Origin of the sequence: Streptomyces sp. SAI-127 (assembly GCF_029894425.1) — a bacterium.
Classification (GTDB): Bacteria; Actinomycetota; Actinomycetes; order Streptomycetales; family Streptomycetaceae; genus Streptomyces.
On record NZ_JARXYJ010000001.1, the window covers coordinates 3,928,440 to 3,942,040 of the forward strand.

Genomic DNA, 13,601 nt, shown 5'->3' on the forward strand with positions numbered 1-13,601 from the left:
GGCCAGCCCATGTCCGCTTTCGTGGGGTTAAGGGGCACATACCCGATATCCGGGGCGCGGTACCGTGCCGAATGGCTTAACACGGAGCGCCTAGGAGCCCGGGCCCCTGAGCGTCTCCAGTGAGCGGATCGCTTCCACGTCCTGGTCGAGCCAGTTCACGTCCCAGATCTCGTCCGGGGCGAGCCAGCGCAGTTCGTCGTGATCCTGCAAAGGCTTGGGATCCGGGGAGGTCGGGACGAGGCGGGCCGTCCATGCATGGAGGACGTACGGCGACTTGAGGGGCCACTCGCCGGGGATGCGCGCCGCGATCTCCACCTCTACGCCCAGCTCCTCCCGGAGCTCGCGCACGAGGGCCGCCTCGGGCGACTCCCCCTCCTCCACCTTGCCTCCGGGCAGTTCCCAACGGCCGGCCAGAACAGGAGGTGCGCTGCGGCGGGCTGCGAGGAGGCGGTCGCCGTCGTACAGGGCGGCCGCCACCACCACGATCCGTTCCGTCATGCGCCGGAGCCTACGGGAGGCTCCTCAGTCGGCCGAACTCGCGCCGTTCTGGCTGATGCGCTCGACCCAGTAGAGCTGCTTGTGGCCGCGGGCGTCGAGGCTGTCGGCGATCTTCTGGGCCTCCGCCCGGGTCGCGTACCTGCCCACGCGGTAGCGATTGCCGTTGTCGTCCTGTCGTATGACGAGCCAGGGAAGAGTGATCGTGCCGTCGTTCATTGCGCCCCACCGCTCCTTCCCGACCTGCGTCGAGCCCCACCCGATAAGGAAACCGCACTCCGCATATGCCCGAGCCTACGCCCAACCTTTACGCAGCGAATACGCGTTTTCACAAAGAGGTACGCAACCAGCCAGGACGGACTCCTCCGACAGGGGCGCGCAGCCGTGAACGCGCCCCCGGTGGGCGGCGATGCCTCCGCTCAGGGGCACCTCTGGAACAGCGGTGTCGACCTGCGAGAACGGCCGAATTCGAACGGCGTTCGCCTGCGGGCGCGTTGAGTGCTCGCCCGGGGCAACTTCCCCGGGGCGTGCGCTACTTCACCGGGAGGTGGTACGCGACCTGGTAGCGGTCGGCCGGAATGACCACGTCGGCCGTCTCCACCGGGCGGCCCGAGGCGTAGTAGGTGCGGTGGACCACGAGGACTACATGGCCGGGGACGCCGCCCAGGGCGAGCAGTTCCTCGGCCAGGCCGGGACGGGCGCCCACCTCCTCGGTGACGTTGTCCACGACGACGTCGATGGCGGCCATGCGCTCGACCACGCCCATGCCGCCGAGGGGGCCCTCCTCGGGGAGCATCACGGGAGTGCGGCCGGTGACCGCGAGGGGCTCCCAGGAGGTGGAGAGCATGATCGGCTCACCGGCCTCCCGGAAGACGTACTTCGTGCACATCACGCGGTCGCCGGGCCGGATGTCGAGCCGCTCGGCGATGGCGCCCGACGCCTCGGTCTGCGCGCTGCTGGACTCCCAGGTGCCGCGCCCCTCCCCGTCGGCCTGCTCCTGCCGGAAGGGCGTGGCGCCGGAGGCCGGGCGGTAGCCGGAGCGGGCGATACGGCGGGGCACGGGCTGCTCCCGGACGTACGTCCCGGAGCCGGAGCGGCCCTCGACCAGGCCCTCGGCCATCAATACTTTGCGGGCCTCCAGCGCGACGGTGTCCGAGACGCCGTACTCCTCGCGGATCCTGGCCTGGGACGGCAGGCGGGTGTGCGGTGGCAGCGAACCGTCGACGATCTTCTTGCGGAGATCACCCGCGACACGCAGGTACGCCGGCTGCTCACCGAATGTCACTGGCCGCTCCCATCAGGTTGTACAGACAGCAACAGCCTGGCAACCGTGGGTTGGGCCATGCAAGCAAAGGCCAGAGAATCACTCGATGTGATGACATGTTCCGGTGGGGGTCTTTACGCAGGCACTTTCTCTCCGCTATGGCCGCGCTCACACATTGAGTTCGCCGCCACTCGGCTCACCGCTGCCGTCGTCACCCTCCTCGTCGTACGTCGGCCGCTTGGTGGCGAGCCCCAGAGCCTTGCGTGCGGTGACCGTGCTGGGGCCGTCGACGTACGCGTAGCCCTTGTCGTAGTGGAGGTAGAAGGTGTCCACGTCGTCGTCCTCGGCCGCGGTGACCGCCTTCGCCCACTCGTCGCGCGCGTCCTCCATGTCCTTCACGAGGGCCGCGACCGGCTTGTCGGCACCGGCGGGCCAGGACTGCGCGCGCAGGGCCTTGATCTGCTTGTTGAGGCTGTCGTGGACGTCCCGCGACCACTTCCGATAGCCGGGCAGGTCGTCCTCGGGGTAGTCCTCGGGCTCCTCCCACAGCACGGTGTCCATGGCGTTGAGGGACTTCAGGAGGGTGATCTGGTACGTGTCGAGGGTGGTCTCGTCGGCACGCAGCGAGCCGGTCAGGGTGGCCTTCTCGTCGGTGTTGCCGAAGATGCAGCTGACCTCTCGGTCGCCGAGGCGCCAGCTCTGCCGGGTGGGGCCGAAGTAGTACACGTCGACGTCGCCGGGGAGCGACCAGGTGTCCATGACGTAGGCGTCCTGGAGGGGGTAGCACTTCTCGTCGGCGGCGTCGGAGACCGCGCGGTCCCCCGGGAAGGCGTCGCCGCCGGTCATCTTGAACTCGCCGAACACCTCGCCGTCGTGCTCACCCGCGCAGGGCACCTGATCGACGTCGTAGGTGAGGCCTTCGAGGGACTCCCCCGGCGCATCGAAGCACTGGCCCTTCACCACCGAGAAGGTCGTGCCCTCGCTCGCGCCCTTCTTGAACTCGTCCCAGGCGTCGGAGAGCCCGCCGGTGGCGAGCACCGTCACCCACAGGGCGAGTCCGAGCGACGACAGGATCGACCCCGTGATCGCCAGGGCCTTGCCGGACTGACCCTTCTTCTTGATCTGCACCAGCGCGATCACACCCAGCACCAGTCCCACCGCCGGGAAGCAGCACAGGACGCCGAGCACCAGGGAGGCGACGGCGAGACCGTTGACCGACGACGGGCGGGCGTAGGGGCTGTAGCCCTGTCCCCAGGTCTGGTACGGCGGGCCATAGGGTTGCCCGTACGGCTGTCCGTACGGCTGCTGCCCGTACGGCTGCTGCCCATACGGCTGTTGTCCCTGCGGCGGCGGCCCGAACGGGTCCGGGGCGGGGGACGGCCCCCGGGCGGGGTCGGGCTGGTGGGGCCCAGGGGGCGGGGGTATGGACACGGGTACCGTGCTCCTGGTTCAGCAGTGGCGGGGAACTGACGTACGACAGGGCGCATGGTATGCGCGGGGCGGGCGGGGGTGGAATGCCGATCACGGGTGCGACGACCCAGGCGGTGAACGGGCTGACGGCACGGTGGGCGGGGGTGTCTTCCGGGGGGACCGTGTTCTCGGCCGCCGGGGTGTGGCCGCTGCTGGCCTTCCTGGCCGACGGGGCGCGGGGTCCGGCACGGGCCGAGCTGGCGCGGGCGCTCGGGGTGCCCGCGGAGCAAGCGGCCGCGGCGGCGCGGGAGTTGCTCGCGGGACTGGCCGGATCGGAGGCGCTGGACTCGGCTCTCGGACTGTGGACCAGGCGGACGCTGGAGCTGCGCGAGGAGTGGGAGGCAGGGCTGCCCACCGACGCGCTCGGGGCCCTCACCGGCGATCCCGCTCTCGATCAGCGGGAGATGGACGCCTGGGCCGCGAAGCGGACGGGTGGGCTGATCGAGCGGATGCCGGTGGAGGTACGGGACGACACCGAGCTGGTGGTGGCGAGTGCGTTGGCTCTGCGGACCACGTGGCTGCGGCCCTTCGAGGTGCGTCCGGTACGGCCGTCCGCGGGCCCCTGGCGGGGCCGGACCCTGCGCGGGCTCAACCGCCGGAGCGTCCGGCTGGACCGGGTCGGCGTCGTGACCGCACCCGAGGGCCGGGTCACCGAGGTGAAGGTGCTCGGCGACAACGGCATCGACGTCCATCTCCTGCTCGGGGACGAGCACATGACGCCGGGTCAGGTGATGGCGGCGGGGGCGGACGTGCTCGACGGCACGTGTCCGGTCGTACGGGGGTCGTTGCTTCCGCACGGGCCCGCGGGGCCGGGACTGCGGGTCGAGGAGCGGCCGTGTGCCGAGCCTCGTCATCCGACGCTGGAGGTGACCACGGCGGCGTTCGAGGTGCGGGCGCACCACGATCTGCTGGACCTGCACGGACTGTTCGGCCTCACCGCGGCTCGGGACGCGCGGCAGGGGCACTTCGCCGGCATCAGCGCCACGCCCCTGGCCGTCGGCTCCGCCCGGCAGTCCGTCCTGGCCCGCTTCGACGCGCTCGGCTTCGAGGCGGCCGCGGTGACGGCGGTCGCGGCGGCGCCGGGTGGGCCGCCGCCCACCCCCCGCCACACGTCGACCGTGGTCACGGCCACCTTCGACCGCCCCTTCGCCTTCCTCGCCGTACACCGGGAGACCCGCCTGGCGCTGACGGCGGGCTGGGTGACGGAACCGGCACCGCTCGGGTAGCCGCGCTGCGGCTTGGGCGACGGAACGGGCGCCGCTCGGTGGCCGGTGGTCTCGGTCGCCGAAGGCGGTGATGGGACAGGGGGGCAGAGCCGGCGACGCTCGTTGGCCCGCCTGCGGCCTCAGTCGTCGAAGGCGGTTGCCCGGGTGGTCTTCTCCCAGGTGGCCACGTCGGTCCGTACGGCGTCGAGGTGGTCGAGTACGGCGGTCACCGCGTCGTCGCCGAGGGGCAGCCGCAGCGGGGTCTCCTCGGCGTCGAGCGCGGCGCGGATCACCGCCGCCGCCTTCGCGGGGTCGCCGGCCTGGGTGCCGTCGCCGCCGGAGACGAATCCGCGGGTCTCGCTCACCTTGGCGTAGACGCCGCTGTCGGCGCTGGCCCCCGCGCGGCTCGCGTCGAACAGCGAGGTGCGGAAGGCCCCCGGCTCCACGATCAGCACCTTGATGCCGAACTCCCGCACCTCGTCGGCGAGCCCCTCGGACATGCCCTCCAGCGCGAACTTCGTCCCGCTGTACGCCGAGAAGCCCGCGAAGGACATCTGCCCGCCCATGCTGCTCATCTGCACGATCGCGCCCGACCGCCGCTCGCGCATGGCCGGCAGCACCGCCCTCGTGAGCGCCGCAGGGCCGAAGACATGCACGTCGAACAGCTCGCGCAGTTCGTCGTCGGTGGTCTCCTCGAAGGCACCGACATGGGTCCGGCCCGCGTTGTTGACCAGGACGTCGATCCGTCCGTGCCGGGCCACCACATCCCGTACGACGGCCTCCGCCGCGGACATGTCGGTCACGTCCAGACGCACCGCCTCCACCTGGTCGGGGTGGGCGGCCACGAGGTCGTCCAGCGCCTCGGGCCTGCGGGCCGCGCCCACCACGACATCGCCGTCGGCCAGGGCCGCCTCGGCGATCGCCCGCCCGAATCCGCTGCTCGCACCCGTGATCAGCCAGACCTTGTTCATCACGACTCCTCTTCTCGGGTTCTCGGGTTGTTCCACGGACCAGACTGCTGCCGAAGTCGGTTGCCCGTCCAAGACCCACGGTGATAACCGATGGCTATGACGACCGACGTACATGTACGGGACCTGCGTTACTTCGTGGCGGTGGCCGAGGAACTGCACTTCACTCGCGCGGCCGAGCGGCTGTACGTGTCACAGCCCGCGCTGAGCAAGCAGATCCGGGCGCTGGAGCGGCAGTTGGGTGTGGAGCTGTTACGGCGGGATCCTCGGGGCGTATCGCTCACCGAGGCGGGTCAGGCACTGCTGCCGTACGCCCGGCAGGTACTGGCGGCCTGGGCGGCGGCGGACGCCTCGATGGCGACGGCCCGGGCGGCGGGGCGCGGCACGCTGCTGGTGGGCATGAGCACCAGCCCCGGCCGCGGCGGTCTGCTCCCGGCGATCCGCTCCCGCTTCACGGCCGCGCATCCGGAGGCGGTCGTACGGCTGCGGCAGATGGGCTGGCAGGACCCGACCGCGGGTCTGGCGGACGGCGAGACCGAGGTCGCGTTCGTGTGGCTGCCGCTGCCCGACGAGGAGCGCTACGGATGGACCGTGGTCGCCGAGGAGTCCCGTCTGGTCGCCCTCCCCGACAGCCACCCGCTCGCCGCCCGCAAGGAGGTCGACTTCGCCGACCTGGCCGACGAACCGTTCCTCGCCCTGCCACCGAGCGCGGGCCCCCTGCGCGACTTCTGGCTCGCCCTCGACGAACGGTCCGGCCGCCCGCCCCGCATCGGCGCGGAGATCGCGGGCACGGAGGAGACGTACGAGGCCCTCGTCGCGGGCCTCGGCATCTGCCTCGTGGCCGCCGGCAACGCCCCCCTGATCACCCTGGGCGGAGTGGTCACCCGGCCGGTGCACGGGATCGCCCCGAGCAGATACGTCCTGGCCTGGCGCAAGGAGGACGGGGGGCGCCCGCTGGTGCGGGGGTACGCAGAGGCGTGCCGGGCGGTGACGGGCGGCTGAGGGGCCCTTCGGCCTCGGGGCACCGGTGGGTTCAGCCGTGGATCAGTTCTGGCCCACGTGGCCGCCAGGCTCGCAGATCACCGTCGCCCGGACCGCAAAGGCACTCGCGGCCCGAGATGCGGTAAAAAGCCAAGGGCCCGCCCCCGAAGAGTCGGACCCCTTCTGACCTGCATGTCTGCCAGATCAGCGACGTGGTGACACGTCAGCTACTACACGTTGAAGCGGAACTCTGCCACAAGCCTGTGACCTGTGGAAACGCCGCGTCATCCCAGCACCATCCCAGCACCGGAACCCGAGAAGAAGCACAGGCGAGACCCAAGGTCGCTAACGCTACCCGGCGACGCCCGCACGGAGCATGACGTGTGTGGGACTTTCCTGCAGACCGCATGAGGATCATGAGCGGGTGTCCCCCTGCCGGTGAACCGCCGGAAAGGCGCCGCTGCTGGTGCCTGGCCCGAAGAAGTCATAGCTGACAGGCTCGAGCACGACAACGGCCGCCGCTGGGCGGCAAACGCGGCAGAAGGTGGAGGCATGGTGTCATCCGGCAACGGGTGGATCACGGGTCGTCACGCCGTGGGCACCCCCGAGGTGCGACTGATCGCCCTGCCCCAGGCGGGCGCCGGGGCCGGCGCGTTCGCAAGCTGGCGGGGGAGGCTCCCCGCCGGTGTCGAACTGGCACCGGTGCAGTTGCCGGGACGCGGCACCCGTGCGCACGAACCGACACCGGTGAACGTGCATGCCGTAGCTGACGCCCTGTTCCAGGCCGTGCGCTCCGAACTCACCATGCCGTACGTGCTGTTCGGCCACAGCTTCGGAGGCGCACTCGCTTATGAGCTGGCCGTCCGGGTGCAGCAGCACCGGCTGCGCGCCCCCCTCGCCACGCTGATCTCCGGCTCCCGCGCCCCCCAGACGCCCTCGTTGCGGACCATGTCCGAACGCGACGACGACGCCCTGATCGCTTGGCTGGCCAGGAACGGCGGGTTGCCGCATGCGCTGCTCGACGACGAGTGGTTCCTCGGCGAGATCCTGCGTGTCGTCCGTATGGATCTGCGCTGGGCCGAGTCGTACCACGTGTCGGAGCCTGTGCCGCTGACCTGTCCTCTGCACGTCTTCGGCGGAGCCGAGGACGAGATCACCCCCGCCGGACCAGTTGCCACTCTGGGCGCGCTGTACCACTGGTGAGTTCACGGTAACGATGCTGCCGGGTGGGCATTCCTTCCCGCACGTCGACCCCGACGCCTTACTCGCCGCCGCCCGGCGCGTCTTGGACCGCCCCGGTGGGCACATCCCGTCACCAGTGAGGAGCAGCACCCGGTGGGAACTCCCTTCGATCCCATGAGCGAAGCGGAAACATGGCACAGCCTTCTTGAGGAAGTGCACGCCGTCGCCGACTGGCCTGGACAGTCCCCGACGCACAACACTGATCACTTCCTCGCGGCAGCGCCGCTGCGTGTCAACACCCAGACCATCAACGGCATCCACGAGGTGACCGCCATCACCGCCGTACGAGGCCGGAATGGGCTGTCGGCGTACTCCGAGGAGCAAGCGGCCTGCGTACGCTCGGCCGTGCGCGCCCTGCTGGACCTGATGGGGCACGAGTCCGGGAGCACCACCACCGAGATTGCCCTGACCGCTGCCGGGCCCCGGATCATGGCCTGTCGAGTGCAGGGAGGCGAGGACTCCGGCCTCGGCGAGCAGTAGGAGGGGTGACTCGGCTACCGCGGTACAGCTCCTGTCTCACGAGCGGCGTCCCGCACGGTGTCGTAACCGACAACGGCACCGGAGCCGGCCAGTGCGTCGCATGCGGGTGGCGCCGGGGAGAACGACGACACCGTGCTCAGGGCATGAACCACGACTGGTTCGGTGGCGGGGCGTCGGGCCACCGGTATCTTCAGTTCCGCGAACAGTCCGTCGGCGGCCGACCGGTGACCGGCGGCGACCTCAGCGTCGCCGAGAAGTACGGCGACCCGCGCCATGCCGGCCAGCGCGTACGCCTCCTCCACTCGATATCCGAAGGAGCGAGCGGTCTCGAGGGCCCGGGTGTGCAGCTGCAGGGCTGTGGTGTAGTCCTGCCTGTGCTCCCACACCGCGCCCAGCATGCTCTCCACCCTGGCCCGGCGCAGCGGTGAAGCACTCAGTCCGCTCAGGGCCAACGCCCGGTCGGCGAAGGCTGAGGCGCGTTCGGTTTCGCCACGTCGGTAGGCCAGCTCCGCGGACAGGGCCAGAGTGACCGCGACCTGGCCCGGTTCTCTGTCATCGCCGCATAGGTCGCGTGCCTCGGCGAGGTGTTGCTCAGCGGTGGCGTACCGCCCCAGACCGGTGTGGGCCAGGGCAAGGTCGGTCAGCGCCACCAGAGCCGTCTCGTGTTGGCCCAGCCTGCGTACCAGTGACACGGCCCGCTCGGCGCTCTCCGCAGCCTCCGTGAACATCCCCCACTTCTCATAGAGGGCGCTGAGGACAGTGAGGCTCTCGGCCTCGGCACGCGGGGAGCCCAGGTCGCGTTCGAGGGCGATGGCCGCCCGCAGATGGGCCAGGGCCTTCTCGAAGCGTCCCTGCAGGCTGGCATAGAGACCCAGCGTGGCTTCGCCGTGTGCCTGGGTGTGCCGGTCGGCATGCGCTACGGCCAATTCCAGCGCCTCCTCGACCGCTGCAATGCCCTCGTCCTGCAGGCCGAGCTTCCAGCAGGCCACGCTGAGGTTGGACAGGCTCATGCCGAGCAGCTTGGGGTCGTCCAGACGACGAGCGGCGGCGACCGCGACACGGCCCAGTGCTGCGAACTCGTGCAGGTTCCCTTGGGCATTGGAATAGAAGGCGACATTGCGGGCCAGCCACACCGCGTGCCGGTCATAGCCCATGTCCGCGGCCAGTTCGACGGTGGACAGGAGTGTGATCAGCTCACGGGAGAACCAGGCGTGTGCCTCGTCGACCCCTGTAAGGCGTGGCAGGAGGGCGGGGGAAGCGTGCAGTCCGGTGATACGAGAACTCCGTCCGGGGAAGATCGTTTCGCAGGCGGTCTCCGTGGCCGTCAGGTAGTAGGAGAGCAGCCGTTCCACTGCGGCGCCCCTGCTCTCCCTGGGCTGTTGGCCGCACATGCTGCGCGCGTAGCTACGCACGAGATCGTGGAATGCATACAGATCCACGTCGGGCTGCTGTACGAGATGGGCATCGAGCAACTTCTCCAGGTGGGTCTCGGCCTCCCGGGTGCTCAGACCGAGCAGAGCCGCCGTGGAGTGGACGTCGACGTCGCGGCCCGGGTGCAGGGAGAGCGCCCGGAACGTCGCGCGGCAGTCGGCGGACAGCACCTGGTAAGACAGCCGGAGGGTACCGGCGACGCCTCGCTCGCCGGAGCTGAGCTCGTCGAGTTTGCGGCCCTCGTCTGACAGCCGTTCCACCAGGTAACGCACCGACCAGCGGGGACGGTTGCTCAGGCGGGCTGTGGCTATGCGGATCGCCAGCGGCAGGTGGCCGCAGAGTCTGGCCAATTCACCGGCGGCCTCCGGTTCGGTGTCGATGCGTTGAGCGCCCAGGAGTTCCGCGACGAGGGCCTCACTCTCGCCGGGTGGCATCACGTCGACATGCACCCACTCGGCGCCGTCAAGATCCGTCAGCCGGGCCCGGCTGGTGACCAACACCAGACAGCCGTGAGAGTTGGGCAGCAACCGGCTGACCACTGACTGGTCGACGGCATTGTCGAGCAGGAGGAGTACCTGCTTCCCGGCCAGGGTGGCGTGCCACAGGGCGGTGCGTTCGGCCACGTCGTCTGGGATGCGGTCGCGGGGCACGCCGAGCGCGCACAGGAGGACTTCCAAGGCGGTGTCGATGCCGATGGGACGCTCCTGCGGGGAGTAGCCGCGCAGGTCGATGTAGAGCTGTCCGTCCGGGTAGTCCGCGCACAGCTGGTAAGCGGCGCGTACCGCCAGAGAGGTCTTGCCGACACCGCCCATGCCGTCGATGGCGACAACGCGGGTGCCCCGGTCCCTGCGCCTGGCGTCGGCAAGCAGTAACTGGAGCTCCGAGTCCCGGCCGACGAAGTCGGCGACGTCGCACGGCAGGGTGCGGGGGACGCCCGGCGCGGCCACTGGCTCGGGGGCCGGCGGCACGGGCACGGCTGGCCTGGCGAATGCGGGACCGGCCGCTTCCGGGGTCTCGACGAGGATCGCCTCATAGACACGTATCAACTGCGGTCCGGGATCGATGCCGAGTTCCTCGGCGAGTTGCTCGCGTACCCTGCCGTACTCCGCCAGCGCCTCGGCGCGCCGCCCGGAACGGTACAGCGCGAGCATCAACTGCCCCCAGAAGCCCTCCTGGTAAGGGTGCAGGCCTACATATCCGCGCAGGTCACTGACAAGCTCGGCGGCCTCACCGAGATCGAGTCGCAGGTCGTAGTACTTCTCCAGGGCGGTGAGCCGACGGTCCTCGACGGCCATGACGGCGCCGTCGATGACGGAACCTTCCAAACCGGACAGGACCGGACCGCGCCACAATTCCAACGCGGCGTGCAGCAGTTCCACCGCTTCGCGCGGCCCCTGTGTCTCGTGCGCCGTCCTGGCCTTTCGCACCTGGGCGTCGAAACGCCCCAGATCGAGTTGGTCCTCGTCAATGACCAGCGCATAGCCCGGGCCGTCGGTGGCCAGAAGCGGGCCGATGCCAGGGATACGGCGGCGCAAGTCGGCGACGGCCTTTCGTATCTGGTGCGCCGCTGTCGCCGGTGGGTCCCCGGGCCAACCGGCCTCGACCAGTCGGGAGACGGAAATGACCTTGCCGGCCTCCAGCAGAAGGGTGCCAAGGACACGGCGTTGGATCAGTCCGGCCAGGTCGAGCCGAGCGTCACCCGCCCATACCTCCAGAGGGCCGAGGACATTGAACCGAAGAATCGTTCATCCCCTCCCCGTCGCCGCTGGCCTTCCGCGCATGATCCCTCAACAATTCAACTGCGAAACAATACTCATGCCCTTCACAGTGCGGCAACCATACCCTCAGGGGCCTGCGGCAACCGGAGGCCCGGCTTCGCGGAACAGGCGATGGACGGCTGCCGGGGTGAGCAACCGCCACCGCCAAACTCGCGCGCCGGTATCAACAGGCGTCGGCGCCAGGAGCGAGGTCATCACACCGGTACGGCGTGCGCCGTAAGGGCAGCCCGGTCCACCTTTCCGTTGGGTGTCACCGGCAGTCGGTCCACCACTGCCCACAGCGCCGGGACCATGTAACCGGGCAGCCGTTCCGCGAGCGCGGCCTGCACCTGGCGGGGGTCCACCCTGGCGCCGTCCGCGGGCACCAGGGCGGCGACCAGACGCCGGTTCGCACCGTCGGTGGCGGTCGCGGTGGCGAAAACGAACGCGTCCTGCACCCCGGGGTGGGCTGCCGCGACCGCACCGACCTCTGCGGGCTCGACCCGATAGCCCCGCAGTTTCACCTGATCGTCGCTTCGGCCCAGGAACAGCAGGCGGCCGTGCGGGTCGAGGCGAACCAGATCCCCGGTGCGGTAGAGGCGCTCGGGAAGCTCGGGACAGAAGTACCCGAAGCGGCGGGCCGTCTCCGCCTCGTCTTCCAAGTACCCGACAGCCAGTCCCTCACCGCCTGTGTGCAGTTCGCCGACGGCGCCCGGCGGCACCCGCTTTCCATCCGGGCCGAGCACATGGACGCTGGTGCCGGGCACCGGGGCACCGATCGGCAGCGGTCCCGCGACATCCTGCGGCCCGGTCAACGAGAAGGTGGTGGTGAAGGTGGTGTTCTCGGTCGGCCCGTAGCCATTGGTGACGGTCAGGCCCGGGTACTTGGCCAGCAGGCGGGCCACATGTTCGTGCGGCACCACGTCCCCGCCGGTCAGCAACTGTCGCAGGCCGCCCAGACTCCCGGGGGCGAACTCGACGACCAGCCGGAAGAGCCCGGCGGTCAGCCAGGCGACCGTCACGTCCCGCTCCAGCAGGAAGTCGCCCAGGTCGGACGGTGCGGGAATGCCCGGGGGGTAGACCTCCAGAGCAGCCCCCGACAGGAGCGCGGCCCACAATTCCAAGGTGGAGGCATCGAAGGCCAGCGGCGCCAGCCGCAGCATCCGGTCGCCCGAGCCGAGGAGCGCGACCTCCCCGCCGTGGACGAGGCGGGTCACCGCACGATGAGGGACGCACACCCCCTTCGGTTCACCGGTGGAGCCGGACGTGAAGGCGACATAGGCGAGCCGTTCCGGATCGGAGGCGGCGGGTTCGGTCCCGGGAACTGGCGAGGACTCCCACAGCGGGCTCCAGGTCTCCACCGCCGGCACATCCTCGAGGGCCGGGTGCGCGGCGGCCCTGTGCCCCGCCAGCACGGCGGCGGGTGCGCACCGGCCCGTGATACGGGCCAGATGCGCGGCGGGTACACCTAGGTCGACGCCCACATACGCGGCGCCCGCCCAAACGGTGCCCAGGACAGCCACCACCTCGGCGACCGACCGGTCCAGACCGATCAGCACCCGGTCCCCCGGACCGACCCCCGCCTCGCGCAATCGCCGCGCCTGCTGGGCAGCGGCTGCGGCGAGCTGAGCGTATGTCAGCTGCGCCGTCTCGTCCCGCACGGCCGGGGCGTCCGGAGTGCGTGCCGCCACCTCACGGAAGAGCGCGTCGAGGGAGGCTCTCGGGAACCGCATACCGGAGCGGTCGGCCGGCGGCCGGCCGGCCACGCCGTGCGGGCGCGACACACCGTATGTCCTCCAGCCGGCCGGAGGAGACCGCCAGGTCGGCGGCTGCGCAGCGGATGTCCGCTACGAGGTCGGCCAGGTCCTCGTCGCTCCACTGCGGTCCGCTGCCCTCTGCGGTGCCGGGAAACGCCGGGTCGGACAGGTCGACGGCCAGGCAGAGGACGACTCCGCCTTGTGGCGCGAACGCCAGGCGGACGGGACCGCCCGCCGGGTCGGGAAGACGGACGGCCGCCGCGTCCAGAGACAACAGGAAGTCATCCGTGTTCAGGAAGCCGGTTGTCTCGATGTCGAGCGCCTCGTCCGGCCCTGCCGCCGGCTCCTGCGCGCCGTCGGCCGACACCTGAGCCCGCAGAACGGTGGCGCCCGTCCACCGGCCGAGGGTGAGGGCGGCGGCGGCCAGCAGCGGAGCGAGCGGTCGGACGCCGAGCTTGCCGGCACGTTCTTCCAGTAGGGCGCCGGTGTCCGGGCCAAGGCTGAAGGACACTCGCAGCAGTGGCTCGGCGCTGTCGTCGTGGGGAGCCATG

At 70.5% G+C, this 13,601-nt stretch carries 12 protein-coding genes; 4 read left to right on the forward strand and 8 right to left on the reverse strand.

Translation table 11 applies throughout. The features are described 5' to 3' along the window. Positions 1–90: 90 nt before the first annotated feature. The 4 genes from M2157_RS17765 to M2157_RS17780 all read right to left on the reverse strand — a co-directional run bounded on the left by M2157_RS17765 (position 91) and on the right by M2157_RS17780 (position 3,190). Entirely contained in the window at positions 91–498 is a 408-nt protein-coding gene (locus M2157_RS17765; protein WP_280862750.1) for a (deoxy)nucleoside triphosphate pyrophosphohydrolase, read from the reverse strand. 24 nt (positions 499–522) lie between these two features. Further along, complete coding sequence (locus M2157_RS17770; protein WP_069763326.1) at positions 523–714, reverse strand: SPOR domain-containing protein; 192 nt, start codon at positions 712–714, stop codon at positions 523–525. A gap of 313 nt (positions 715–1,027) precedes the next feature. Next, the gene (locus M2157_RS17775) at positions 1,028–1,780 is read right to left on the reverse strand and encodes a GntR family transcriptional regulator (RefSeq protein ID WP_280865697.1); all 753 of its coding nucleotides are present in this window, start codon (positions 1,778–1,780) and stop codon (positions 1,028–1,030) included. Positions 1,781–1,927: 147 nt separating this feature from the next. Then, entirely contained in the window at positions 1,928–3,190 is a 1,263-nt protein-coding gene (locus M2157_RS17780) for a DUF4190 domain-containing protein (protein ID WP_280865698.1), read from the reverse strand. 83 nt (positions 3,191–3,273) lie between these two features. Between M2157_RS17780 and M2157_RS17785 the strand changes: the two genes are divergently transcribed. Then, entirely contained in the window at positions 3,274–4,455 is a 1,182-nt protein-coding gene (locus M2157_RS17785; protein ID WP_280865699.1) for a serpin family protein, read from the forward strand. 119 nt (positions 4,456–4,574) lie between these two features. Here the strand turns inward: M2157_RS17785 and M2157_RS17790 are convergent, their stop codons facing one another. Further along, positions 4,575–5,405 carry an oxidoreductase gene (locus M2157_RS17790; RefSeq protein WP_280865700.1) on the reverse strand — a complete coding sequence of 277 codons (831 nt, stop codon included), beginning with the start codon at positions 5,403–5,405 and terminating at the stop codon, positions 4,575–4,577. A 90-nt stretch (positions 5,406–5,495) separates the two neighbouring features. Here M2157_RS17790 and M2157_RS17795 point away from each other — a divergent pair, with 90 nt between their 5' ends. From M2157_RS17795 to M2157_RS17805, 3 genes are all read left to right on the forward strand, one after another. Beyond that, complete coding sequence (locus M2157_RS17795) at positions 5,496–6,404, forward strand: LysR family transcriptional regulator (protein ID WP_280865701.1); 909 nt, start codon at positions 5,496–5,498, stop codon at positions 6,402–6,404. Positions 6,405–6,935: 531 nt separating this feature from the next. Then, positions 6,936–7,586, forward strand: coding sequence for an alpha/beta fold hydrolase (locus M2157_RS17800; RefSeq protein ID WP_280865702.1), 651 nt, complete (start codon positions 6,936–6,938; stop codon positions 7,584–7,586). A 153-nt stretch (positions 7,587–7,739) separates the two neighbouring features. Further along, positions 7,740–8,105: a hypothetical protein gene (locus M2157_RS17805; protein WP_280862757.1), complete on the forward strand. Its 366-nt coding sequence runs from the start codon at positions 7,740–7,742 to the stop codon at positions 8,103–8,105. A gap of 14 nt (positions 8,106–8,119) precedes the next feature. On the opposite strand, the gene M2157_RS17810 is transcribed toward M2157_RS17805, so the two are convergent. From M2157_RS17810 to M2157_RS17820, 3 genes are all read right to left on the reverse strand, one after another. Further along, entirely contained in the window at positions 8,120–11,071 is a 2,952-nt protein-coding gene (locus M2157_RS17810; RefSeq protein WP_280865703.1) for a BTAD domain-containing putative transcriptional regulator, read from the reverse strand. A 437-nt stretch (positions 11,072–11,508) separates the two neighbouring features. Further along, positions 11,509–13,026, reverse strand: a complete 1,518-nt coding sequence (locus M2157_RS17815; RefSeq protein ID WP_280865704.1) for an amino acid adenylation domain-containing protein — start codon at positions 13,024–13,026, stop codon at positions 11,509–11,511. Next, a complete protein-coding gene (locus M2157_RS17820; RefSeq protein ID WP_280865705.1) occupies positions 12,986–13,600 on the reverse strand; it encodes a hypothetical protein in 615 nt (204 codons plus the stop codon). Before M2157_RS17820 ends, M2157_RS17815 begins: the two co-directional genes overlap by 41 nt. Position 13,601: the final 1 nt, after the last annotated feature.